Annotated in this window: 20 protein-coding genes and 1 other RNA gene; 8 read left to right on the plus strand and 13 right to left on the minus strand. The window is 65.0% G+C overall.

Annotation, left to right across the window (positions count from 1 at the left end; translation table 11 throughout):
• Window positions 1-268 precede the first annotated feature (268 nt).
• The 8 genes from HA399_RS13650 to HA399_RS13685 form a co-directional block, all read right to left on the minus strand.
• The gene (locus HA399_RS13650; protein ID WP_054555633.1) at window positions 269-748 is read right to left on the minus strand and encodes a YcgN family cysteine cluster protein; all 480 of its coding nucleotides are present in this window, start codon (window positions 746-748) and stop codon (window positions 269-271) included.
• Window positions 749-817: 69 nt separating this feature from the next.
• Complete coding sequence (locus HA399_RS13655) at window positions 818-1,174, minus strand: YcgL domain-containing protein (protein WP_404325273.1); 357 nt, start codon at window positions 1,172-1,174, stop codon at window positions 818-820.
• A 115-nt stretch (window positions 1,175-1,289) separates the two neighbouring features.
• On the minus strand, window positions 1,290-2,471 hold the full coding sequence (gene rnd, locus HA399_RS13660) for a ribonuclease D (protein WP_404325274.1): 1,182 nt from the start codon (window positions 2,469-2,471) through the stop codon (window positions 1,290-1,292).
• Window positions 2,472-2,671: 200 nt separating this feature from the next.
• A complete protein-coding gene (gene recR / locus HA399_RS13665; protein ID WP_043333870.1) occupies window positions 2,672-3,298 on the minus strand; it encodes a recombination mediator RecR in 627 nt (208 codons plus the stop codon).
• Window positions 3,298-3,630 carry a YbaB/EbfC family nucleoid-associated protein gene (locus HA399_RS13670; RefSeq protein ID WP_043333871.1) on the minus strand — a complete coding sequence of 111 codons (333 nt, stop codon included), beginning with the start codon at window positions 3,628-3,630 and terminating at the stop codon, window positions 3,298-3,300. The genes recR and HA399_RS13670 overlap by 1 nt, the downstream gene beginning before the upstream one ends.
• A gap of 181 nt (window positions 3,631-3,811) precedes the next feature.
• Window positions 3,812-5,998, minus strand: coding sequence for a DNA polymerase III subunit gamma/tau (dnaX, locus tag HA399_RS13675; RefSeq protein ID WP_404325275.1), 2,187 nt, complete (start codon window positions 5,996-5,998; stop codon window positions 3,812-3,814).
• A 416-nt stretch (window positions 5,999-6,414) separates the two neighbouring features.
• Window positions 6,415-6,511: signal recognition particle sRNA small type (gene ffs / locus HA399_RS13680), an RNA gene on the minus strand.
• A 129-nt stretch (window positions 6,512-6,640) separates the two neighbouring features.
• Window positions 6,641-7,804, minus strand: coding sequence for an AbrB family transcriptional regulator (locus HA399_RS13685; protein WP_404325276.1), 1,164 nt, complete (start codon window positions 7,802-7,804; stop codon window positions 6,641-6,643).
• Between the two features lie 179 nt (window positions 7,805-7,983).
• Here HA399_RS13685 and HA399_RS13690 point away from each other — a divergent pair, with 179 nt between their 5' ends.
• The 3 genes from HA399_RS13690 (at window position 7,984) to HA399_RS13700 (ending at window position 11,869) form a co-directional block, all read left to right on the plus strand.
• Window positions 7,984-8,802, plus strand: a complete 819-nt coding sequence (locus HA399_RS13690; RefSeq protein WP_404325277.1) for a response regulator — start codon at window positions 7,984-7,986, stop codon at window positions 8,800-8,802.
• Complete coding sequence (locus HA399_RS13695) at window positions 8,799-10,523, plus strand: sensor histidine kinase (protein ID WP_404325278.1); 1,725 nt, start codon at window positions 8,799-8,801, stop codon at window positions 10,521-10,523. Before HA399_RS13690 ends, HA399_RS13695 begins: the two co-directional genes overlap by 4 nt.
• 122 nt (window positions 10,524-10,645) lie before the next feature.
• Window positions 10,646-11,869 carry an ABC transporter substrate-binding protein gene (locus HA399_RS13700; protein WP_404325279.1) on the plus strand — a complete coding sequence of 408 codons (1,224 nt, stop codon included), beginning with the start codon at window positions 10,646-10,648 and terminating at the stop codon, window positions 11,867-11,869.
• A 173-nt stretch (window positions 11,870-12,042) separates the two neighbouring features.
• On the opposite strand, the gene mscK is transcribed toward HA399_RS13700, so the two are convergent.
• Window positions 12,043-15,588: a mechanosensitive channel MscK gene (gene mscK, locus HA399_RS13705; RefSeq protein ID WP_404325280.1), complete on the minus strand. Its 3,546-nt coding sequence runs from the start codon at window positions 15,586-15,588 to the stop codon at window positions 12,043-12,045.
• A gap of 412 nt (window positions 15,589-16,000) precedes the next feature.
• On the opposite strand from mscK, the gene HA399_RS13710 reads away from it, so the two are divergent.
• The 4 genes from HA399_RS13710 (at window position 16,001) to HA399_RS13725 (ending at window position 18,801) form a co-directional block, all read left to right on the plus strand.
• Window positions 16,001-17,215 carry a phospholipase A gene (locus HA399_RS13710; RefSeq protein WP_404325281.1) on the plus strand — a complete coding sequence of 405 codons (1,215 nt, stop codon included), beginning with the start codon at window positions 16,001-16,003 and terminating at the stop codon, window positions 17,213-17,215.
• Between the two features lie 440 nt (window positions 17,216-17,655).
• Window positions 17,656-17,994, plus strand: a complete 339-nt coding sequence (locus HA399_RS13715) for a DUF883 family protein (protein WP_347421713.1) — start codon at window positions 17,656-17,658, stop codon at window positions 17,992-17,994.
• A complete protein-coding gene (locus HA399_RS13720) occupies window positions 17,994-18,416 on the plus strand; it encodes a phage holin family protein (protein ID WP_043333873.1) in 423 nt (140 codons plus the stop codon). The genes HA399_RS13715 and HA399_RS13720 overlap by 1 nt, the downstream gene beginning before the upstream one ends.
• Window positions 18,417-18,450: 34 nt before the next feature.
• Entirely contained in the window at window positions 18,451-18,801 is a 351-nt protein-coding gene (locus HA399_RS13725) for a YqjK-like family protein (protein ID WP_404325282.1), read from the plus strand.
• A gap of 96 nt (window positions 18,802-18,897) precedes the next feature.
• Here HA399_RS13725 and HA399_RS13730 read toward each other — a convergent pair whose 3' ends face one another.
• Complete coding sequence (locus tag HA399_RS13730) at window positions 18,898-20,100, minus strand: MFS transporter (RefSeq protein ID WP_404325283.1); 1,203 nt, start codon at window positions 20,098-20,100, stop codon at window positions 18,898-18,900.
• A gap of 246 nt (window positions 20,101-20,346) precedes the next feature.
• Here HA399_RS13730 and HA399_RS13735 point away from each other — a divergent pair, with 246 nt between their 5' ends.
• Window positions 20,347-21,255, plus strand: a complete 909-nt coding sequence (locus HA399_RS13735; RefSeq protein ID WP_404325284.1) for a LysR substrate-binding domain-containing protein — start codon at window positions 20,347-20,349, stop codon at window positions 21,253-21,255.
• Window positions 21,256-21,282: 27 nt separating this feature from the next.
• Here the strand turns inward: HA399_RS13735 and HA399_RS13740 are convergent, their stop codons facing one another.
• The 3 genes from HA399_RS13740 to HA399_RS13750 form a co-directional block, all read right to left on the minus strand.
• Window positions 21,283-22,479 carry an NAD(P)/FAD-dependent oxidoreductase gene (locus HA399_RS13740; protein WP_215823375.1) on the minus strand — a complete coding sequence of 399 codons (1,197 nt, stop codon included), beginning with the start codon at window positions 22,477-22,479 and terminating at the stop codon, window positions 21,283-21,285.
• 180 nt (window positions 22,480-22,659) lie between these two features.
• Window positions 22,660-24,249 (minus strand): ABC-F family ATPase, encoded by a 1,590-nt coding sequence (locus HA399_RS13745; RefSeq protein WP_404325285.1) that lies wholly within the window; start codon window positions 24,247-24,249, stop codon window positions 22,660-22,662.
• A gap of 94 nt (window positions 24,250-24,343) precedes the next feature.
• Complete coding sequence (locus tag HA399_RS13750) at window positions 24,344-24,625, minus strand: peptidylprolyl isomerase (protein WP_043333877.1); 282 nt, start codon at window positions 24,623-24,625, stop codon at window positions 24,344-24,346.
• Between the last annotated feature and the right edge of the window lie 424 nt (window positions 24,626-25,049).

A 25,049-nucleotide genomic window follows, 5' to 3' on the forward strand; every position in this document is an offset into this window, starting at 1 on the left:
CAACCAGACATTGCGCGGCCGAGTGCGTGCACGCGCCTCGGCCATGCAAATCAGCTTATGCAAATTATCTTATCTAGCAGATCAAGCCGTGACTGAGGGTCAGAGGCGTCAAATACAAGGCCACTGAATGCCTGACTCGAAATGCCTGACTCGAAATGTCAGGCACGGAATGCCAGATACAGAATGTCAGAAACAAGAAAGCGCAGCTCATTGAGCTGCGCTTTCTAAAGGCATCCACCTGAAATCTGACACGCGCCCGCGGCGCGCCTCAGCTCTCGGGATCGATGATCGCGATGATGTGGTCTTCCAGGTCCTGCTGGCGTACCGATACCTCGGAGACGGCAAAGCGTGACACCGAGACCCCGGCGCGCTTGACGCTCTTGGCATCCCCGGTCAACAGCGGGTGCCATTCGGGCAGCTCACGTCCTTCATTCAGGCGACGATAGCCGCAGGTTTCCGGCAGCCAGCGCAGCTTGCCCACCGTCTCGACATCCAGCGGGATGCAGCCCGGCACGCGCGTGGCGCGATTGGGATAATCGCGGCAGCTGACCTTGCGCACATCCAGCAGGCGACAGGCGACATCGAGTACCGCGATATCACCACTGTCTTCATCCTCGAACTTGAGCAGGCAGCATTGGCCACAGCCATCGCACAGCGCCTCCCACTCGGCGGTATTCAGCTCCGAGAGTGCGTGGCGCTCCCAGAAACGCTCACGCTTTCCGCCGTCAGGCTGCGGAACATCGCTCATCTTGCTCTCCTCGCCCTGCCGGGCAGCAGGGTCGTTTCATCAGTACGGTCTTGTCTGCCGGACAGGGCGTCAGTAATGCGTTTCCGGCGGCGTCACGCCAATCTCCTTGAGGAGATTTTCCTTGGCCGGCGGCATCTGCAGATAGAAGCCCTGCTCGCGAATCTTCTCGAGCACCGTGGTGCTGGCAACGCGCGCCAGCGGCTTGTCGGCACGAATCAGCAGTGTCATCAAAGGTGTCGGCGTGCCGAAGATGCCCAGCAGGGATTCCGGCACATCCTTGAGTCCACGCGCCTTCTCGACGTAGAGATACATCTCGTCCTTCTTGGCGCTCTTGTAGATCTCGCAGATCATCTTGTCGTCTGTCATCGGGCTACCCATCATCTTGCAGCGCTTGCGCGCATCAGTGGGCTCTCGCGTCACTGGCATGACCCGAGAGCTCACTACCGGTTTCTGGCCTGTTTCTGGCCTGTATTGCTGGCAGGCCAGGCTGCGCGAGCCTCGCGCATGCCCCTTGCAGTCTGGCCCACGAAAGCGGCGAGCGTCAGCTCTCGAGCGCCTTGGCCAGGCGCGCGGCCAGCAGCTCACCGCGCCAGCCCTGCGGCAAGGGCAGCGGCTCGCCCTCGTAATCGGCGATCACCAGCGCTTCCATGTCACGGCGCTTGCCGAGAATCTCAGGCTTGAGCTGCTGTGCCTCGGCCACCGCATTGACCTCACGCTTGAGGCGCTTCATGCAGTTCTTCCACTCCGGCGCCAACGGCGACGGCGGCACGCGCGGCAGCTGACTGTCATCGATCATCGCCACGTCCTTGAGCAGCGTCAGCACGGTGTCCCCGTGGCGCTTGATCTGCGGCGGATGCATGCCATCGACCTTGGCCAGCTCGAAGCGATTGGTCGGCAGTCGCTCGCAGATCCCGAACAGCTGCGCATCGGCCAGCAGGCGTGAACGCGGCACGTCGCGCAGACGAATCTGCTCCTCGCGCCAGTCACACAGCACCTGCCAGGCGGCCAGGCCACGCGGCGAGAGTTTCCACAGGCTGCGATGACGCTTCCAGTACTCCGGGTCCGGCGTGGCACCGCCGCTGCTGCCCGGGTCCCGGCAATCCTCTTCAAGCCACGCCATGCGGTCCAGCTCGAGCAATGCATCACGCTGCTCGGACCACACCTGCGGCAGGAACAGCACGTCCAGCGCGGCGTAATCGCACTGCGCCTGACTCAAGGGGCGCTTGAGCCAGTTGGAACGCGTCTCTTCCTTGGGCACGGTGACGCCCACCACGCGCTCGACCAGACGCTGATAGCCCATCGAGGCTTCGCCGCCGGCCAGGCCTTCGGCGATCTGGGTATCGATCAGCGGCGTCGGCGCCACGCCCGCCCAGCGCAGGAAGACTTCCATGTCCTCGCCACAGGCGTGCAGCAGCTTGAGCGGACCCTCTGCCCCCAGCAGACGCTTGAGCGCCTCGCTGGCCGGCACCACGGTGGGGTCGATCAGGAAGATGCGCGGCGTCTTGCCGTCCGCACCGGGCAGCTCGCCGTCACGGGCGGCCATCAGCTGCACCAGTGCCGGAATCGGGAAGAAGGTCGACTCGCGGATGAATTCGGTGTCCAACGCCAGCCAATCGGCGCCTTCCAGTTCTGCACAGGCAGCGGCCAGCGCCTCGGGGGTCTCGACCCAGACGGCCTCGAAATCGAGTTCTGACAGCAGTGCGGTGGCGGGTTGATCACTCATCAGCAAGGAAATCTCGTGGTGACAGGCTTGCCCGGGCAAGCGGAAATTGAAGGTGACGGGCACTCGCCAGACACCGGGCGGTAAACGACCGCGGGCGTGGTGGTTCCTGACCACCACGCCCGCAGACGTGCTGCTGTAGTTGCTTTGATACCGAAGCTGCCTTGATACCGGTGCCGAACAGCGTCGGCACCGGTATCGCATCAGATCTCGCCGAGGGTGAACGGCAGACGGCCGCTGAAGGCACGACTGAGCGTGCCGCCATCGACGTATTCCAGCTCCCCGCCCATCGGCACGCCATAGGCCAGACGCGTCAGCTTGAGCGGCTGCCCACCGTGCTGCACATCGCGAAGCTGCTCGGCGATGTAATGTGCGGTGGCTTCGCCCTCGACCGTCGGGTTGGTGGCCAGCACCAGCTCCTCGATCTGGCTCTCGCGGACGCGGGTTTCCAGCGCATCCAGCCCGATATCCTCGGGCCCGATACCATCCAGCGGCGACAGATGGCCGTGCAGCACGAAGTAGCGCCCCACGTAGCCACCCGCGCCCTCGATGGCGAGCTGGTCGGCGGGCGATTCCACCACGCACAGCACGCGCTCATCACGCCGCGGACTCAGGCACAGCTGACAGACCTCTTCCTCGGTCAGCGTGCGGCAGCGCGCGCAATAGCCGACGCGCTCCAGCGCCTCGCCCAGCACGCCGACCAGACGGTCGGCGCCCATGCGATCACGCTCCAGCAGATGCAGCGCCATGCGCTGTGCCGTTCGCGGGCCAACGCCCGGCAGCACGCGCAAGGCATCCAGCAACTGATCTACCAGCGGCGAAAATCCCATCAGAACGGCATCTTGAAGCCGGCCGGAAGGTTCATGCCAGCAGTCGCCTCTTCCATCTGCTTCTTGGAGTTGACTTCGACCTTGCGCACCGCGTCATTGACGGCGGCCGCCAGCAGATCTTCCAGCAGCTCCTTGTCTTCTTCCATCAGGCTCGGATCGATCTCGACGCGCGCGACGTCATGACGACCGTTCATGGTGACCTTGACCATGCCCGCGCCGGATTCGCCCTGGACTTCCGCCTTGGCGGCTTCTTCCTGGACCTTCTGCATGCGCTCCTGCATTTCCTGCGCCTGCTTCATGATGTTACCCATACCGCCTTTTCCACCGAACATGGCTCACCTCATCAATAACGTGTTGAACATGACCTAACGATAAATGCTGTCTGGCGGACGTGCCATGTCGTGGCACCTCCGGCCTGTGGTGTGCATGCCTTGTCGGCACACGCACCGCGAATCCGGGAAAGCGTCAGCGATGCCCGGCACCGCCGACGCTCGGTCGAAACTGCCCAGAGCGTCAGAAATCGTCCGGCTCGAAGGAGTTGACGCTTTCCTCGATCAGACGTGCGCCCAGCTGTTGCTCCATGGACTGGATATGCGGGTCAGCACGCAAGGCTTCAACCGCACGCACGTGACGTTCACCCAGCAGACGAATGCGACGACTGTGCGGCGTTTCCAGACCTTCCGGCAGGGGCGCGACGCTGATCTCCAGCACACGCTCCACACCCTGGCCCGCCAGCGCCTTGCGAATGCGATCCTGATGGACGTCGGCCATCATCGCCGACTGAGCGGGGTCCAGCCTCAACTTGAGGTGGGTGCCGTCATCGTGCTCGACCAGGCAATGCGCGCCGATATTGCGCGTGATGCCGCCCAGTCCCAGCGCGGGGAACAGCTCCAGCCACGCCGCGTGATTCAAGCGACCATCGGCACTCGAGGCGCTTGGCGCCGGTGTGGGAGCAGCCGCGGGTGCCGGCACCGGTGCGGGAGCAGGCTCCGGTGCGGGAGCAGGCTCCGGCAGCGGTTGCGCTGCCACGGCTGGCTCGCTGGCGACCGGCTCGTTTGCGACAGGCTCAGACACGACCGGCTCAGGCGCCGGCGGTGCAGCGGGCTCGGGCTGTGCTGGCGCTGAGTACTCAGCGGGCTGCGGCGCTGCTAGTACTGCTTCAGCGGGCTGCGGCGCTGCCATTTCAGCGGGCTGCGGGGCCGATGACTCAGCAGCCTCTGGCTGTGCTGGCGCGGAACCGAAGGCGGCACTCAGGCGTGACATCGCCGAGCTTGGCGCAGCGGGCGCCTGTGCGGGAGCTGCCGTCTGTTCTGGCGCTGGCGCCGACACTGGCGCGGCCGCTGGCTGGGGCACGTCTTGCGCTACGTCGCGAAAGCCGGCATCCCGGGCGTCCTGCGGAACGTCCTCCGTCGCCCACGGTGGCGGCTCGTCGGCCATCGGCGGCTGTGCTTCGGTCGCTGGCGCGGCAGGCTGGGGCGCGGGCGCTTGCTGAGGCTGAACCGGGGCTTCTTGAACAGGAGCCTGCTGAACAGGCGCCTGGGCTTGAGCGCCAGGCGCGTTCGCACCCTCCGCCTGGCCGGTCATCGGCAGCGGCGTCTGCGCCGGGCGCGGCACGCCCTGCGGGCGGAAGGCCAGCATGCGCAACAGCGTCATTTCCAGTGCGGTGCGCGCATCCGGGGCGTTGGCCATGTCGCCACGCCCCTGCAGGGCGATCTGGTAATAGAGCTGCACGTCTTCACCGGTGAAACGGCTGGCCAGCGCCAGCAGCGCATCACGGTCGCCATGCCCGTTGTCCAGTGCGCTCGGCACCATCTGGGCGATCGCCAGACGGTGGAAGACGGAGGCCATGTCATCCAGCACCCCGCCGTAGTCCGGCCCCTGCTCGGCCAGTGTCGCCACCTCCGCCAGCAGACTCGCGGCGTCCAGCGAGGCCAGACACTCCAGCAGCGCCAGCACGTGGCGGTGATCCAGCGTGCCGAGCATGGCGGCGACATCTTCGCGCCGCACCTGGCCATGGCCGAAGGCGATCGCCTGATCGGTCAGACTCATGGCGTCACGCATCGAACCATCGGCGGCCTTGCCGAGCAGCCACAGCGCGTCTTCCTCGAAGCTGACTTCCTCGCGGGCGAGAATGTCGGAGAGGTGCTCGACCACGCGCACCGGCGGCATGTTCTTGAGCGTGAACTGCAGACAGCGCGACAGGATGGTGACCGGCAGCTTCTGCGGATCAGTGGTCGCGAGCAGGAACTTCACGTGGGGCGGCGGCTCTTCCAGTGTCTTGAGCAGCGCATTGAAACTGTGGGTCGACAGCATGTGCACCTCATCGATGAGGTACACCTTGTAGCGGCCCTGGGTCGGCGCGTACTGGACGTTGTCCAGCAGCTCACGCGTGTCCTCGACCTTGGTCCGCGAGGCGGCGTCGACTTCGATCAGGTCGACGAAGCGGCCCTCATCGATCTCGCGACAGGTGCCACATACGCCACACGGCCTGGAGCTGACGCCCTCTTCGCAGTTCAAGCACTTGGCCAGAATGCGCGCCAGCGTCGTCTTGCCGACACCGCGGGTCCCGGTGAACAGATAGGCATGGTGCAGGCGCCCCTGATCGAGGGCATTGACCAGCGCACGGCTGACATGCTCCTGACCGATCAGTTCGTGAAAATTGCGCGGGCGCCACTTGCGCGCCAATACCTGATAGCTCATTGAGCGGGGCATTCCTTGGGCGATCTGAAACATGAGCTGAAACCTGCACGACCCGGCTGGGCTTAACCCCCGACGGTCGACAGACGGAGACCGATGACGAGGCCTCGCTGAGAATGCGCTCATTCTAGCGACTTGCCGTGTGGCTTCAAAGCGCGATGCCACTTGCGCAGCAGGATTGAGGGCGCGAGGCCGGGTGACAGGCGTGGTGCGCCCCCGAATTGCGGGCACGACGAAACGCCAAGCGGGGCTCGGGTCAGGCAGGAGATGACAGGTTCAGACAGCGAGGGTGTGGCGAAAGGCTTCAGGTAGCGTGAAGCGAAGGTCTTGCGAGGGCTTGAGATGGAGCGTTGCGCAGCAGGCGGGATGATGCGGACATTTCACGAGCAGCCACTTTCAGGGCCCTGAAATGGAGGCGGCCCCATCAGCCACATCCCGGCACACGCGTCAGCCACTACCGTTGCTCCCTTCCGGGCCTGGCGGGGTTTGCAGCCTAGCATTGCGGGAGGACCGACAGGGCCACCACAAATATGATCATTCGGTGAACTACCTAGCCAATCGCTTGAACTTCAAGCACTTGGCGTGATCAAGGCGCACACTATAACAGCGCATCGCCGCCCTCACAAGGGGAGATCACGCCACGGGCTATTGCGTTGCCTCACGCGCTCGGCGATGGCGGAAATGACGCGCCATCACCGGCAGCAACAGCATCAGGACGATCAGGCGCAGAAGGTGATGGAAGGCGACGAAGATCGGGTCGAGATCGAGCGCCACAGCCAATAGCGCCATCTCGCCGATACCGCCGGGCGCCAGGGCGAGGAAGGCCACGTCACGCGGCACGCCCATCAGCTGATGGATCAGCTCGGCAAAGCAGCCCAGCACCGACAGCGAGATCAGGGTCGCCACGCCCGACTGGCCCATCACCCCGACCAGCACCCGCGGCGTAAGGCCCTTGAAGCGTGCCCCGATGGCGCAGCCCAGCACCAGCTGCATGACATCGGTGCCCCACACCGGTGGCGAGAAACGCACCACGTCGCCAAGCGACAGCACCAGCGCCAGCAACAGCGGCGCCAGCAGCGAAGCATTGGGAATGCGCAGTCGCCTGGCCAGGGGCAGCAGAAACGGCAGCACCGCGATCAGCCACAGGCCGCTTACCGCCACATCGCTACCGATGCCGGGCGTGCCCGCCGCACCTTCCAGCACCCAATAGAGCGGCGGCAGAATCATGATCACCAGCAGCACCCGCAACGATTGCGCCACCGCGATGCGCTGCGGGTCGCCACCGATGCGCTCGCCGATCACCACCATCGCCGTCAGCGCGCCGGGCACCGAGGAGAACCACGCGCTGGTGGCGTCAAAACCACAGCGGCGATACCAGGCGGCGCAGGCCAGCGTCGAAGCCCACACCCCCGCCAGCAACAGCAACGCCGACAACCACCAGCTGGAGAGGTGTGAGACCAGCTCCGGCGAGACGCGCGCGCCCAGCGTCAGGCCCAGTACGCCCAGAAACAGGTTGCGCAGGCGGTCCGGCACACCAAGCTTCAGCCCGGCCATCGCGCCCAGCAGGTTGGCGACCAGCGGCCCCAGCATCCACGCCAGCGGCATGCCGGTGAGCTGGAACAGCCAACCGCCCACCACCCCCAGCGCCAGCGAGGTCAGCAGCGGCCTGAGCGGCGCGTCAGCCTTGAGCGAGGTGGCAGCCTTGAGCGACGTGATAGCCCTGAGCGACATGACAGCCGTGAGCCAATGGGCTGGCGAGAGACAAGAGGCGCGCGCCTTGAGGCGCTGCAATAGCGGAACGGATGGCATGCTGGCTTCCTTGTCAGCGACACGAAACAGGCCACCAATGATACGCTGGCGCAAGCGCCATTGGCTGCCTGTTTGAGGCAATATTGCGCCTTCAAGCGGCCATTGCAGGTCGCAGACCGGCCCTGTTCCTGACTCTCACCACTCTTGTCGCGTACCTGACGCGCCCTTGCGGAGCCCGGATGACTTCTCCCGACTCACTCCCCTCAGCACCTGACGATTCAGCGGCTGACGCTTCAGCGCATGGCCCAGCCACCGCACCGCCCCCGGCCCTGCTGCTGGTCGAGGACGACGCCCTGCTGTCCAGCACACTGTGCAGCGTCTTTTCCGCCGAGGGCCTAGCGGTCACCCACCTGGCCGATGGCTCCGCGGCACTTGCCCGCCTGGCGACCCACCGCGATCACGGCTTCGCGCTGATCGTGCTCGACCTCAACCTGCCCGGCGCTTCCGGGCTCGAGATTCTCGCCGCGCTGCGCCAGCACGATCGCCAGACCCCGGTGCTGATTCTCACCGCGCGCGGCGCCATCGAAGATCGCGTGCGCGGGCTCGACCTGGGCGCCGATGACTATCTTGCCAAGCCCTTCGTGCTCGATGAGCTGGAAGCCCGCGTGCGCGCCCTGCTGCGCCGCCATGCCACTCTTCAGGCCAGTCAGCAGGCCAGCCAGCAGCCGGCGCCCTCGCCTGGCATCGCCCCACGCCTGACCCTCGGCAGCCTGGCCTTCGAGCCACTCAATGCACGCTTTCTGCTCGCCGATGCCCCGCTGGCGCTGCCGCCCCGCGAACAGCGCCTGCTGGGTTGCCTGATCCAGCATGCCGGCGAGCCGGTGGACAAGGCGCGCCTGACCCGCGAGGCCTTCGGCGAGGAGGAAGCAGTGGGCGACAACGCCATCGAGGTCTATGTGCACCGCCTGCGCAAGCGCCTGGAAGGCAGCGACGTCAATCTGCGCACCATCCGGGGCCTTGGCTATCTACTGGAACAGACCACGGACGGCAGCGCTTGAATTCCGCACCCTCACCACGCCCACAGACAGAGGCAAAACGCAGCATCAGCCTCTATCGACGCCTGCTGAGCTGGCTGCTGCTGCCCCTGCTGGCGCTGGGCACTCTATTGCTGGTGCAGGCCTTCCTGTCGGCGCGTGAGGCAGCGGACCGCGCCTACGACCGGCTGCTGGAGGCCTCGCTGGTCACCATCGCGGAGCAGGTCAAATGGCAGGATGGCCAATTGTGGCTCGACCTGCCGCCCGCCGCCCTCGAGATGCTGGCCACCGACGCCCAGGAGCGTGTCTTCTACAGCCTGGTGGACGCCGATGGCGAGCAGGTCACCGGCAATACCCACCTGCCGGATGCCAATCGCGCCGCCAATGGTCGCCTGGCCCCACAGGAATCGCTTGGACGCAGCGGCGAGCTGTCGTTTCGCGATATCGCCTGGCAGGGACAGGCATTGCGGCTGGGCAGCCTGGATACCCGCTTGGGCGGCTGGGGCGATGACCCACGCCACGGCCAGCGCTACAGCATTCGCGTCGCCCATACCCGCGAGGGACGAGACACCCTGACGCGTGAGCTGTTCAGTGGCTCGCTGGTGCGTCTGGCGGGCATGGCCACGCTGGCACTGCTGGTGGTGCTGATCGGCGTCCGGCTGGCGCTGTCGCCGCTGACCCGCCTGCGCCGCGCCATTCGCGAACGCGACTCGCGCAGTCTGGCGCCGCTCAACCTGCCCCTGCCGCGCGAGCTCGAGGAGCTCAAGCACACCATCAATGACCTGCTGGCGCGCATGCGCCGCGTGCGCGCCAATCAGGAGCGCTTCATCGGCGACGCCTCGCACCAGTTGCGCACCCCGCTGGCGGGACTCTCCGCTCATGCCGAGCTGGCACTGCGCCAGCAGGACCCCAGCGCCTGGCATGCCGCGCTGGGCCAGATGCAGGCCACCGCCAGCCATACCGCCCACCTGGCCAATCAACTGCTGTCGCTGACACGCCTCAACAACCCGGAAGTGCAGCCGCCGCGCGTGCCGCTGGAGCTGTCGGCGCTGGCGCGCGCCACCGTCAGCCGCCTGTTCCTGCGCTGTGATCGCGCCGGCGTGGACCTCGGCCTCGAGATCGCCCCGGACATCGATGGTGCCGCCTGGACGCTGGGCGTCGAGTGGCAGCTCGAGGAGGCACTGGCCAACCTGATCGACAATGCCTGCAAGCACGGCGCGCGCACCGTCACACTCACCCTGAGCCGGATGGCGGCGCCGAGCGATGCCACGTTCACGCAACCGGACAGCGCCGCACTGGCGGGCCGCTGGCGGCTGAGTGTCGAGGATGACGGCCCGGGCATCGACGCCGAGCGGCGCCTGCTGGTACTGCGCCCCTTCCACCGCAACACCCAGCCCGACAGTCATGATCAGACGCCGGCGCAGCAGCCCGATGAACTCAAGCATCACGAAGGCGCCGGACTGGGGCTGGCGATCGTCGATGGCATCGCGCGACATCACGATGCGCGCCTGACGCTCAGCGACGCGACAGCACACAGCGTGACGCAGGCTGCTGATCCTGCATCCCGCACAGACGATGCAACCCGCGCAGCCGACGCAAACGGCACAGCCGAGACAGGCACGCCCTGCGGGCTATGCGTCAGTCTGCATCTGGCGCCCTGTGCAGCGCCTGAGGTGAGAGTGGATGGAGAGGATGAATCAGCACAGGCCGACAAGCCTGCGAAGCCAGGGGGCACAGCATGCTAGCGAGACGACTGCGAACCGGGCAGCAGCGCCCTGACCATCACGGTCATGACAATCACCGCTCGGATCATCACCGCCCGGGCAGACAGCGATCTGGACGGCTGACGGTCTGCCTCGCGCTGGCCATGCTTCTGAGCCCCGTCAGTCAGGCGGCGACCCGAGCGGCGACCCAGGCAGCGTTTGACCCGCTGCTCGAAGAGCATCAATCGCTGTGGTTGCAGGGCGGCCAGCCAGTTACGCCGCCCGCGCCTGGCAGCGACGCCAGCCTCGCGGCCGACCTGACGATTCACGCCGCACTGGACCTGCCCGAGATTCGCCCGCTGCTGCTGCGTTACAGCCGCCAGCATCCTGAGCGAGTGCTGCACTACGTCAATCGCTCCGCCCTCGGGCTTGAAGCACAGTACCTGCAGGCGCCGCTGACACCGCAGGCGGATCTGATGATCTCCTCGGCCATGGGGCTGCAGTACCGACTCGCCAATCAGGGCCACGCCCTGGCTCTCGAGGCCCCCAATCTGGCCGCCTGGCCGGCCAACTCACGCTGGCGCAATGAGCTGTATGCGATGAGCTTCGAGCCGATCGTGATGGTGGCGCGACGTGATGCGCTCAAGCGCCTGGCGGACCTCGACGGCCTGCGCAATCCCCGCGATGTGCTGCGCAGCCATCGCGACTTCTGGCACCTGCTCGAGACGCGCCGCGAGCAGCTGCGCGGCCGCATCATCAGCTACGACCCGCGCCGCAGTGGCTCCGGTTTTACCTATGCCGTGTCCGATGCCCGTCAATCGCCGCGTTACTGGACGTTGGTGCGCGCCATGGGGCAAGCCGATGCCAGACTGGTCAGCACCACCGGCGCCATGCTCGAGGCACTGGCCAGCGGTGAGGTGGACATCGCCTACAACCTGGTCGGCCCGTATGCGGTGACCTTTGCCCGCGCCCATCCGGAGCTGGTGGTGATCGTGCCGGAAGACTACGTGCTGATTCAGCGCCGGCTGGCCTTCGTCCCCCAGCAGGCACCTCATCCCGAGGCCGGTGAAGCCTTTCTCGACTGGTGGCTGAGTCTGCAAGGCCAGCAGGCGGTGGCCAGCGACAGCCAGCTGGGCGCTTTGCACCCCGAGGTGAGTGGCCAGGGCAGCGCTCAGCATATGCGCGAGCAGCTGGGCGATGCGCTACGCCCGATCGAGATCGGCCCTGGCCTGTTGGCGACACTCGATCGCCTCAAGCAGGCCAGTTTCCTGAGCCGCTGGGTACTGGAATTCGAGGCCCCTGCTCCCTTTGCCGGTGAGGCGAGCCTGGGTCAGGGGCAGATTCAGGGCCAGCCCCCGTCAGCCACGCAGCCAGAATTGAACCAATGATGCGTGGCGTCAGGGCTGGCTAGCACCTCCCCTTTTTACGGTTCGATCTGTACAAGCCGCCTTTGCAGGGGCATTGGACACAGGATCGAGCCCATCACGCACAAGGCGCCCCGCGGGGCGCCTTGTGCGTGATGCCGTGCGGCATTCAATGAGATGAGCGAGAGGGTTCAGCGTCAGCGACCGCCGGCATCTCCGCCACCGTCACCACCATCGGCGTCCGGTGCGGCCTCGCGCAGCCCGGCGTCCTCACGGCCTGCCAGACCCTCGGCGGGCTTGCGACGCGCGATCAGCGCACCACCTTCCCGGTGCTCGCTGCTCTGATACTCCGTGCTTTCCGCCTCGCTGCTTTCCGGTGAGCCGCTGGCGGGGCGCAACGGCTCCGCCGAGGCGCTGCGCTGCTCGACGAGGCGCTCGGTGCCATCGTCGCGATGCAGCCAGACATCCATCTGCTGGAAGGCGACCTTGAGGCCATGCTCACGGAAGCGTGCATCCACCCAGCGGTTGATCTCATCGGTGGCGTAGAGGCGATCGGTCAGGTCATTGACGTAGATGCGCAGCTCGAAACCGAAGTTGTCCTGGTTGTAGGTCAGGCAGAACACCAGCGGCTCCGGGTCCTTGAGCACCCGCCTGTTTTCCTGGGCGGCCTGCATCAGCAGACGATGCGCCAGATCCAGATCACTGCCATGGGCGACACCGAAATTGAGCACCACCCGCGTGACGTTGTCCGACAGCGACCAGTTGATCAGCTGGTCGGTGACGAACACCTTGTTGGGGATGATGATCTCCTTGCGATCGAAATCCGTCACCGTGGTGGCGCGGATCCGGATGCGATTGACCGTGCCATGCAGGTTGCCGATGGTGATGGTGTCGCCGATGCGTACCGGGCGCTCGAACAGGATGATCAGACCCGAGATGAAGTTGGCGAAGATCTCCTGCAGACCGAAGCCCAGCCCGACACTCAACGCCGCCACCAGCCACTGCAGCTTGTCCCAGCTGACGCCCATGCTACCCAATGTCATCACGAAGCCGGTGGCCATGATCACGTAGGACAGCAGCGAGGTGATCGCGTAGCTGGAGCCCTGCTTGAGCTCGAGCCGCGACAGGATCGAGACCTCCAGCAGGCCCGGCAGGTTGCGCGCCATCATCACCGCCACGGCGAGGGTGATCATGCCCGCGATCAGATCCGCCAGCGAGATGGGCGTCGCCGAATCGCCCTCGACGGAAGCGGCGATTTCCCACACCACCACGCTGTCGAGATAGCTGAGCACATTGAGCAGATCGGCCCACACCACATAGAAGATCGACAGGAAGCTGATGACCAGGATCAGCTTCGAGAGACGCAGCGACTGGGAGTTGACCTGCTCCATGTCCAGCGGCGGCTCTTCCACCACCTCGACACCGCCTTCGGCGCCCTCCTGCACCTGGGCACGGCGACGCGCCACGGCGCGACGATAGGCCAGACGCCGCGCGGCGACTGCCAGCCCGCGCACCACGGTGGCTTCCACCAGAATCCAGGCCCCGAACAGGAAGATGGTAGTGATGAAGCGGCCACACAGGCGCAGCGCGGTGTACTCGTAGCCGAGGCAGATCAGCACGCCCAGCGCCACCGGCACCAGCGCCATCGCAAGGCCCAGAATCAGTCGGAACAGCTTGAGGCCGAAGAAGGGGACATGCGCCAGAATCAGTCGCGACAGACAGAAGCTCATCGCCATAAGGCCCACGAACAGAATGGCCAGCCCCAACGGGCGCTCGAGCAGGTTGAGGTCCGCCTCGCTGATGATGTTGGTGGTCAGCACCACCGGCAGCAGCGCGAAGCCCAGCCACCAGATATGACGGCGCAGCTCCGCCACGTAGTTGGCCGGCCACTGGAAGTGACGCTCGGCGACGCCGTCCTTGACCAGCAGGCGGCGGAAGATGGCGAAGATGCCCCACGCCAGCGACAGCTTCAACAGTGCCTGGCCCAGCGCCCACAGCATGATGCCCTCGCCCAGCGACAGCACGCCGCCAATCAAGGCCAGCGCCAGCGCACCGGGGATGGCCAGCAGGACGTTGAGCAGAATGGCGCGCGGCGTATGCAGCTGGGTGTCCTGCTTCAGGCGTCCTATCTGGGCGTGCAGGTCCGCCAGGCGCGCACGGATGCGCGAACGCTTCCAGGTGATGAAGATCAGCAGCAGCAAGCCCGGCAGCGCCACCCACAGGTCACTGAGCTGAAAGCCCTTGGACAGCCCCGCCACCACGCCACGCCAGACGTTGGGCCTGAGCTCCTCGGCGAGCATTTCCGGGGTACGCGACAGCCAGTCGAGATCCAGCGGCTTGCCGTTGGCGACCCAGAACAGCTGCTCCTCGATGGTCTGGCGCAGACGCCCTGACACTTCCAGCAGCTGCTGCTGGTTGAGCTGCAGGTCGATGGCGCGTGCCAGCAGGCTGTCGTATTCCTTGTCGAGCTTGTCGACCAGCTCCTTGCGCGCCTCCAGCTGACCGATCAACGCCTGACGCAGCTCGGCGCTGATCTGGCTGACATCGGCATTGCCGCCGGGGCGTTCCAACGCCGCGGCCTCGCCGAGCACGTAGGAATTGAGATAGCCCGGAATATCGGCGAGCTGCTCGCGCACCTTGTTGAGTTCGAACTGCTTGAGGCGCAGGTCGGCGATCTCTTCCTTCAAGTCCTTGCGCACATCGACCTGCGGCAGGCGGCTCTGCTGCTCACGCAGGATACGCGCCAGCAGGACGCTGCCCTTGATGGCCTCGATCTGCTCGCTCATGGTGCGCTCGACCTGGGTGACGCGATCGAGCTGGGTGCGCACCTCCAGCCCATCGCGAATCACGGCGTTGACGCGATCGGTGATCGCCAGCAGCTGGCTGCTAAGTTCGCGGTTGCGGTTGAGCACCTGCTGGAAGATGGGATTGTCGGCCAGCGCGGCATTCTCGCCACTGGTGGCATCGGCGATGGTCTGCTCGGACTGGTTGCGGCGCTTGTCGTTGACCAGCGTCTGGACCTGCTCCAGATCCTGCTCCAGATTGGCGATCTGACGGCTGTAGAGGGTCTTGCGCACCTGGGCCAGCTCACGCAGCAGGGAGCTTGAATTGAGCTCTGAATGGCTCAGCTCGCCACGCGTCTCGGCCAGCGCCAGACGCGCCTCGATCAGATCATGCCCGGTGCCGGACAGGTCGGCATCGCCGCTGCCACCCAGCTGGGTCTGCAGGCGCTGCACCTGCTGCTGTGCATCGGCCAGGGTCGAGCGTGAACGCTCCGGCAGGCTCTGGGCATTGATCAGGCGCCGATTGGTATCGGCCAGCTTGTCCTGCAGGTTCTGCAGCGAGTCGAGAATCGAGGTCATGCGCTTGTCCAGTGCCTCGACCGACTCGTCTTCCAGCGACGCGATGCTGGGCGGGGTGTAGTCCTGAGGCAGGCGCGCCAGCTCGGCCTGCGCCTTCGCCAACTCCGCCGGCGCCTCCTTGACCTCACTCTTGAGGGAATTCAGGCTGCTGGTGGCCTCGGCGAGGTCGTCGAGCACCGTCAGGGCATCCTTGAGGTCCGCGATGCGCTGACGGGTGTCGGCATCCGGTTTCTCGACGCTCTGCAGGTCTTCAAGCTGAGTCTGGACATCAGCACGCTTCGGGGCGTCCGCACTGGCCGTGGCCGGCACCCAGGCCAGCAGCACCATCAGCAGCAAGGCGCCTGCCAACATCATCAGTCTCAAGGACTTGTTACCTGTCACAGCTGTCTCCTCAATGGTCACCACCGCACTTCTTCATCGGCTCTGCTGCCCCGCCAGGCCGCCGCCAGCCATGCAGGATGACATCGTGACCGGCCGCAAACGCGGGCAAGGCCGCATTGTCGACTGGCGCTGCATCCCACGCAATCCTTGTCGGCAAACGTCCGCCGGCGGCCGCCCAGCAAAGGATGAAGTGGAGAATGAACTAGAAAATGCAGCAAAGAGTGACGGGGCGAAAAAGCGGTGCTTGCAGGCCAGCGTGAGCGACATGCATCGTCGCATCGAGGCGACGCACCTGTCGGAATCTTCGTGCTGGAACCGGACACTGCGCCACCAGTAGAATGGCAGACATGTCATGAACATTGCTCCATAATGCGCTGCTCCCCCGCCGCGGTGTAACCGACAGGATATTTCCATGCCCCTCCGCCTTGCCTCCATCGGATTCCGGTCCGTCCCTGCACGCCTCTCGGGAGTGCTGGCCACAGTACTGCTGGGTGCCGCCGCACCGGCAGCGGCCGACGTGCCCTACACCATGGATGCCGAAGGACGCGTTGTACTGGCCAACGGCAAGCGCTTCGCCCCCGAAGCACTGGGCATGACTGCCGCCCAGGCCCGCGCGGGTGCCATAAGCCAGGCTGACTGGCGCGAGCTGGCGACCTCTGCACCGGGCACGACGGATGGCGTCGAGAGTGACCCGCGTACCGAGCAGGTCTTCCTCTCCAATCGCGAAGACGCGGATTACGAGCGCTACTCGGCGGAAGCGGCCGAGACCGAGCAGGCACAAGGCCAGAGCGTCGATGCGCCCCTCGATGAAAGCCTGGCCCAGCAGCGCGCCAAGGAGCGTGTCGTGCTGGAGAACGACGCCGAGAAGAATCCGCTGGCCATCACCGCCTACAAGCGCAATTACCTGCTGCCCTGGGCCTACAACACCAACCCGGATGCCAACGGCTTTGCCGAAGTCACCCAGGAAGGCGAGGTGGACAAGACCGAGGTAAAATACCAGCTCAGCCTCAAGGTCGAGCTGATGGACGACATCTTCGGTGACAATGGCGACGTGTTCTTCGCCTATACCCAGCGCAGCTGGTGGCAGGCCTACAACTCCGATGCCTCGGCGCCGTTCCGCGAGACCAATTACGAGCCGGAAGCCTTCCTGCAGTTCGACAATCGTTATGAGCTGTTCGGCTGGACCAATACCCGCAACCGCATCGGTTTCGCGCATCAGTCCAACGGCCGTTCCGACCCGCTGTCGCGCAGCTGGAACCGTGTCTACGCCGACATGATGTTCCAGAACGGCGACTGGGCCATCGCGGTCACGCCGCACTGGCGCGTGCCGGAGGAGTCCGACGAGGACGACAATCCGGACCTCTACAACTACATCGGCTACGGCGACATCACGGTCGGCTATACCTCCGATCAGCACGAAGTCACCTGGATGGTGCGTGGCAACCCCTCCAAGGGTAACTACGGCAACCAGCTCGACTACTCCTTCCCGCTGTTCGGCAAGGTACGTGGCTACGTGCAGTACTACCACGGCTACGGTGAGAGCCTGATCGACTACGACCACAGCGTGAATCGCTTTGGCCTTGGCTTCTCGATCAATACCTTCTTCGCCGGCTCACCAGAGACCTGATCAAAAAGCTCTGATCAAAGAGACCTGATCAAAAAGTTCTGATAAAAGAACTCGCACGACCCTCCCGCAACGGGCAGCCCAGGCTGCCCGTCTTGCCATCTGCCTTCCGTATGCACCGCCCATGTGGACTGCCCATGTAGACCTAGTGGCACATCCATGATCCAGATCATGCCTACCGCCCGTGACATAGCGATATCGTGCTCTGTGCGTGTCTTGCCCTTGTGTTTGTCGCGTTCGACCCCCACGACTTGTGCATGACCACGCAAGACGCGTCGTGACGACGTGCTGACGATGCTTGCAAGAGTCTCGTGCAAGTGGATTCAGGTCATGCCCTGCCGCCTGCGGCGCCCCAGGGAAGAGAGAGTTCGAGAGTCAAGCGCAGACAACACCGCGCTCACCATTCGCGAAATCTGATTCGACATACGGGAAGGAGTTACACCATGGCTATGCAAAAGATCGGCGATCACACCACTTCCGCGACCGGTGCCAACACCGACCAGCTGAAGGAAGATCTGCGCCATCTGTCCCAGACCGTCGAGGAACTGCTGCACGCCTCGGCTGAAGATTCCCGCGAGAGCATGAAGGAAGCCCGCGCCCGCGCCCAGACTCGCCTGGAAGCCACCCGCGCCCGCCTCAGCGCCCAGGGCGATCGCATCGCCGCCGGCGCGCGCGAATCAGCGGATTGCGCTGACCGCTACGTGCACGACAACCCGTGGACCAGTGTCGGTATCGGCGCGGCCGCCGGTGTCGTCGTCGGTATGCTGCTTGGCCGTCGCTGATGCAGGAGCAAGGGCCGGTTGAACGCGTACTTGGCGCCATCCGACGTCTGACTGCGAGCCTGGTCGAGAGTGGCGAGACGCGCTTGCGTCTCGCCGTGCTGGAGCTCGAGGAAGAGCGCGAACGGCTGTTCGTGATGCTGCTGCTGTCGGGTATCGCCCTGATGCTGATCTGCTTCGGCATCGGCCTGGCGATCCTGCTGGTAGTCGTGGCCTTCTGGGATACCCACCGCCTGCTGGCCATCGCCCTGAGCGGCGGTATCCTGCTGGCATTGGGGGGATTGATCGCCTGGCGCGTCAAGGTGATCGCTTCCCAGCGCAGTCTGCTGCGTTCCACGCTCAGCAACCTGAGCCGTGACAGCGACAGCCTCAAGGATGTGCGTGCCGACGCACTGGAACGCCAGCGCCAACGCGAAAACCTTTGATGCCCCGCCTGCCAGTGCCTGCCAAGGAGGCGAGATGAGTTCTTCCAGACAGTCCCTCGCGCGACGCGAATCGGCGCTGCCCCCCGTACAGGGGAACGGACGCCGATCAGCACATCCGCGTGACGCTCGGCGTGCGGAACTCGAAGCACGCATCAGTCAGCAGCGCCTCGATGTCAGCCATGCGATGCGCGAACTCAAGGAGGCCACCGCCCCAATCGACCGCGGCTGGGCCAAGGTCCAGCAATACCGCGGCCCGTTGGTGCTGGTGGGCGGCCTGATCGCGGCGCGAGGCGGGTTCCGGCCAAAGAAGGGCCTGAGCCTGCTCAAGCGCGGGCTGATGAGCTGGGTGATGATTCGCCGTCTGAGAATATTGTTCGACAAATGATCGCGGCATTACAGCGAAAGCCCCGCCACCTGGGATTCAGGTGACGGGGCTTTTTTTCGTCATTGCGACGTGTCGTTCTGTTAACCCTGCCGCGAATTAAGCGCTACGGCTGTCACGCTTGAGCAGATACACGCCCAGATAGAGCACCGCGAAGATCAGCCCCAGCACGGCGGCGGCGCCGAAGACATTGCTGCCATCACCGGGCAGGAATTCCAGGAAGGACGTCAGGAACTGTCCCAGGAAGATCGCCATCGTCAGGTAGGAGAGATTGCGACCGCGCACTGAGGTGTGGCTGCGCTCCACCGTCATGTGGTTGAGCAAGGGGATCGAGAAGCCGAAGCCCATGCCGGACAACACGGCACCGACGCTCATCAGCGTCATGTTCTCGGCCTGCTGGAAGAGGAACAGGCTGCCGGCATAGAGCAGGAAGGCCAGCACCAGCGTCGGCATCTCACCCAGGGCACGCGACACCTTCGGCATCAGCATCGCCGCGACCACCGCGACCAGCGAAATGCCCGCCAGGAAGATACCGGTGGCCGCTTCATCCAGCCCCAGCAGATTCAAGCGCATCGGCAGCATGACGATGGCGGTGAAGAACAGCGTCAACGAGATGGCCGCGGCCAGGTAGACGCTGGTCAGCGAGGAGGACAAGGCCTCACCGCCGGCATTTCCGGCCTCCTCGGCGTGCGCTTCAGGCGACTGCTTCGGCACCATCATCCACAGCATGGCCAGCAGTACCCAGGCCAGCAGATAGAGGGCGAAGGGCCACTGCCAGGCGATCCCCGCCAGCACACCGCAGACAAACAGGAAGATCACCCCGCCAAGCTCGATGGACATGCCCTGCTGGGCGATCATCGCCAGACGCGCATGGCCGTGATACCACTCGGAAATCAGCGTGGTGCCGCCCGCCATCACCACGGCGGTCACGCCGCCGAGCAGAATGCGATCGGCGAACACGACGACGGTGCCGGCGCCTTCCAGCAGCGCCCCGCCCGCGCCCAGCACGCCATACAGCAGCAGCCCGCCGACCAGTGAGCGATAGGCACCAATACGATCGATCATGCGCCCGGCGATGGGCGCGAACAGCACGGCGCCCAGCGACGGCAGGGTAATCAGCCAGCTGGCATGGCTCACCACCTCAAGCGCCGAGGCGATGCTCAGAAGCCCCGGCGCGACCACGGTACCCACCATGATGGTCAGACAGGCGATGGCCAGCAGCGTGAAACGGCCGCCGGCAGACAGCGGTTGTGAGGGTCCGCGCGTCTCCTGCGCGGCCACTCCACTCGTTGATGTCGTCATATCGGCTCCACTCGAATTCAGAACCCTCCTGTCAGCCGCTACGCGCCCCACCTGCTCGCTTGCTTGCGTGCATGCGAGGCAAAGCCAGCGGCCAGCGGCAAGAGGCAGGAGACAAGGCGAGACGGCAGAGACTGACGAAGGGAGGTTTGACAGGCCTTCAGGCTAGCGAGTGCAGGCTTATAATAGAAATAACAATACTTGATATGACTTATACTGACTGAACATCAATCAGCCACGAGGGCCGGCATGGAACTCCGCACACTGAAAACCTTCGTCTCGGTGGCGACGCACAGAAGCTTCTCGGCCGCCGCCCGCGAGCTGCATACCGTGCAACCCGCCATCAGCCGCCAGATCGCCGACCTCGAAGCCGAGCTGGGCGTCAGCCTGCTATGGCGCAATACGCGGGAGGTGAAGGTGACGGCACCGGGGGAGGCATTGCTGGAAGAAGCGCAGCGCATGCTGGCGCTGGAGGCTCAGGCACGCAAGCGCGTGGCGATGGCTGCCAGCGGCCAGACCGGCACTCTGCGCATCGGCTACATGAGCTCGGCCTGCGCAAGCTTCGTGCCCGGACTGATGCGTGACTTCGCCAGCGACCATCCCGAGGTCAGCCTGTCATTGCATGAGATGAGCGCCCAGCAGCAGCTGGATGCCTTCGCGCGTGACGAGATCGACATCGGGCTGTCGCGCCCGCTTCCCGGCGAGCAGCGTGACAGCCTGACCGCCCTGGCGGTCTACGAGGATGTGCTGATGGCAGTGGTGCCCGAGGGGCATCGTCTGGCGCACCGCAAGCGACTCGCCCTCAGCGAGCTTGCGCAGGAAGATTTCGTGCTGTTTCAGCGCGGGCACGCGACGGGGCTGTTCGATCAGATCATCAGTGCCTGCGGCGATGCCGGCTTCTCGCCACGCATCCAGCGCCAACCGGCCTTGATGCAGACACTGCTCAGTGAGGTGGCGGCGGGACTGGGAGTCGCCATCGCGCCCGGCTGCATTCGCCGCCTGCAACGCGATGGCTGCCAGTTCATTCCCCTGCGCCCGGCACTCGGCGCGGTACCGCTGGAGCTGCACTACCCGACCACACCGGTCCGCCCGGTGATCGAGGCCTTCGTCGCACTGGTCGAGCAGCGCCTGCCCGCCATCCGCCAGCAGATGGCGTGAGCGCGAGTAGTGGCGAGAAGGTGCCGGTCAGCAGTTCAGGCCGCAGGCCACCGCCGAGGACCACGCCCACTGGAAGTTGTAGCCGCCCAATTCACCGGTGACATCCAGCACCTCGCCGATGAAGGCCAGCTGCGGCAGATCGCGCACGCTGAAGTCCTTCTGCGAGATGGCATCAGTGACCACGCCGCCCATGGTGACCTCGGCGGTGCGCCAGCCTTCGGTGCCCGCCGGCTTGAGCTGCCAGTGATTGAGCGCCTTGGCCAGCTGCTCGAGACGCGCGTTGGAAAGCTCGGCGAGGCTGCGCTCGCTGATGCGTCCGGCGTCGGCGTCCTGCCACTCGACCAGCGACTGGGCGAGGCGCTTGGGCAGGCGCTCGCCAAGCCAGGGGCCGATCTGGCGCTTGGGATGCTGCTCGCGCAGGGCGAGCAGCTCGGCGTAAGCATCCACGCCCGGCAGCAGATCGATGTCCAGCGGCTGACCGGGCGTCCACCAGCTGGAAGCCTGCAGCATCGCCGGACCGGAAAGCCCGCGATGGGTGATCAGCATCGGTTCGCGATAATGGCCCTTGCCGGCGGTGACGCTGACGTCACAGGCAAGCCCCGACAGCGGCGACAGACGCTCCTTCCACTGCGAGGTCAGCGTGAAAGGCACCAGCGCGGCGTAGGTATCGGTGACCTCGAGCCCGAACTGGCGCGCGATGTCGTAGCCGAAGCCGGTCGCGCCCAGCGTCGGAATCGACATGCCGCCGGTGGCCACCACCACGCGCCCTGCCGTGTGCGTGCCATTGCTGGTCTCGACCCGCATGCCCTCGCCCGCGCGCTCCAGCGAGGTGATGCGCGTACTCAGGCGAATCTCCGCTCCGGCCCATTCACACTCCGTCAGCAGGATCGCCAGCAGGTCCTTGGCGGAATCGGCACAGAATAGCTGTCCCGGCTTCTTCTCGACGTGCTCCAGCCCATGGCGCTCCACCAGTTCCAGGAAATGGTGCGGCGTGTAGCGCTTGAGCGCCGAGATGCAGAAATGCGGATTGCGCGAGAAGAAGTTGGCTGGACCGGCATCCAGATTGGTGAAGTTGCAGCGCCCACCGCCGGACATCAGGATCTTCTTGCCGGCCTTGTTGGCGTGGTCCAGCACCAGCACGCGCTTGCCCTGATAGCCTGCCGTGGCGGCACACATCAGGCCTGCCGCGCCTGCGCCGATGATGATGACGTCATATGTGGCCATGCGGGACACTCCGTGAAGCGAAGAAAGGAAAGGAAATCGGCTGTGCAGACACACGGGGCCGGCATTCTACCAGAAGCCTGCCGCAGCCAGCGGCCGGACATGGGAAACAAGACACCCCCACCGTCAGAGACGATGAGGGTGTCTTGTCAGACCGGACAGACTAGCCAGTCACGGCGCGTCTCAGACGATGACGCCCTGGCTGCGCAGGTAATCGTCGTAGGTGCCGGAGAAGTCGACCACGCCATCGGCCTTCAGCTCGATGATGCGAGTAGCCAGCGAGCCGACGAATTCGCGGTCGTGGCTGACGAAGATCAGGGTGCCCGGGTAGTTTTCCAGCGCGAGGTTGAGTGCCTCGATGGATTCCATGTCCAGGTGGTTGGTCGGCTCATCCATCAACAGCACGTTGGGCTGCTTGAGGATCAGCTTGCCGAACAGCATGCGGCCCTGCTCGCCACCGGAAATGACCTTGACCGACTTCTGGATGTCGTCATTGGAGAACAGCATGCGACCCAGGGTGCCACGCACGACCTGCTCGCCGCCGCCGGTCCACTGTGCCATCCAGTCATAGAGGCTCATGTCGTTGGCGAAGTCATGGGCGTGGTCCTGCGCGTAGTAGCCGACGTCCGCGGCGTCGGTCCACTTCACTTCACCGGCGTCCGGGTGCATCTCGCCGACCAGGGTGCGCAGCAGCGTGGTCTTGCCGATGCCGTTCGGGCCGATGATGGCAACACGCTCACCGGCGGCGACCGTGAAGCTGAAGTTCTCGAACAGGGTGTTGCCGTCGAAGCCCTTGGAGAGCTTGTCGATCATCACCGCGTTGTTGTGGACCTTCTTGGTCTGCTCGAAGCGGATGAACGGGCTGACGCGTGAGGACGGCTTGATCTCGTTGAGCTGGATCTTGTCGATCTGCTTGGCACGCGAGGTCGCCTGCTTGGCCTTGGAGGCGTTGGCGGAGAAGCGGCTGACGAAGGACTGCAGCTCGGCGATCTGCGCCTTCTTCTTGGCGTTGTCGGCCTGCAGCTGTTCGCGCGCCTGGGTGGCAGCGGTCATGTACTCGTCGTAGTTGCCCGGGAACAGACGCAGCTCACCGTAATCCAGGTCCGCCATGTGGGTGCAGACACTGTTCAGGAAGTGGCGATCGTGCGAGATGATGATCATGGTGCTGGAACGCGCGGTCAGCACGCCTTCCAACCAGCGGATGGTGTTGATATCCAGGTGGTTGGTCGGCTCATCGAGCAGCAGGACGTCAGGATCGGAGAACAGCGCCTGCGCCAGCAGCACGCGCAGCTTCCAGCCCGGCGCGACTTCGCTCATCGGCCCCAGGTGCTGCTCGATGGGGATGTCGAGGCCCATCAGCAGCTCACCGGCACGCGCTTCGGCGGTGTAGCCATCCAGCTCGGCGAATTCGACCTCGAGGTCGGCGACCTTCATGCCGTCTTCCTCGCTCATCTCCGGCAGCGAGTAGATGCGGTCACGCTCGGCCTTGACCACGGCCAGACGCTCGTGGCCCATGATGACGGTGTCGAGCACCGTGTATTCCTCATAGGCGAACTGGTCCTGGCGCAGCTTGCCCAGACGGATGTTGGGCTCGAGCATGACGTGACCACCGGACGGCTCCAGATCGCCACCGAGAATCTTCATCATGGTCGACTTGCCGCAGCCGTTGGCGCCGATCAGGCCGTAGCGATTGCCACGCCCGAACTTGGCGGAGACGTCTTCAAACAGCGGCTTGGCACCGAACTGCATGGTGAGATTGGCGGTAGAGATCACGAGGGAATATCCGTTTGAAATGAAAAAGGTGGGCGGTGACGAAGTGTCACGCTGGCGCCGGGAAATACGGGGAGCGGCGAAGGCCTGGCAGGCATCAGCCGCGGAAGAAGACTTCCAGCAGGTGATAGCCGAACTTGCTCTTCAGCGGCCCCTGCAGGGTATTGAGCGGCCCCTTGAAGATGGCGCGATCAATGCCGCCGACCATCTGGCCGGGGCGCACTTCGCCCAGGTCACCGCCCTGCTTGCCGGAGGGACAGGTGGAGTGCTTCTTCGCCAGTTTCTCGAACGGCTGGCCGCGCTCCAGTGACTGCTTGAGACGCTGCGCCTCGGCCTCGGTCTTCACCAGAATGTGGCGTGCCATGGCAATACGAGCCATCTCATGTCCTCTTGCAGGCGGAATCGGTCTTGCCTCACGCCATCTCGTGCCCCGGGCATCCCGGAGGCGAGCCCGACGTCACCCGAGCACGCCACTGACGACATGACAGTCGTCATGACGCGAGATCAGGCGTTCGGGGAAGGTTCGACAGGCGATGGGGTGAGTCTGAAGGCGGGCATGATAACAGCTCAGGATGACAGACGCTGTATGCGTGTGTATCCATCGCCCGGTCGGCAGACAGGCAGACAGGCAGACAGGCAGACAGGCAGACAAAGGCAGGGAGCGCCGAGAGCGCGGGGTGCGGTGCGAGAGACGATGCGGCTGATGATGCAACAAGCCATGCAACAGCAGACAGCCGTGCATGACTGACGCCACAAACGCCGCTGCCAGCCTGAGCGCGAGTAAAGTGCTGACTTTCACACTC

This window comes from Cobetia sp. UIB-001 (assembly GCF_044789135.1).
GTDB lineage: Bacteria > Pseudomonadota > Gammaproteobacteria > Pseudomonadales > Halomonadaceae > Cobetia > Cobetia amphilecti.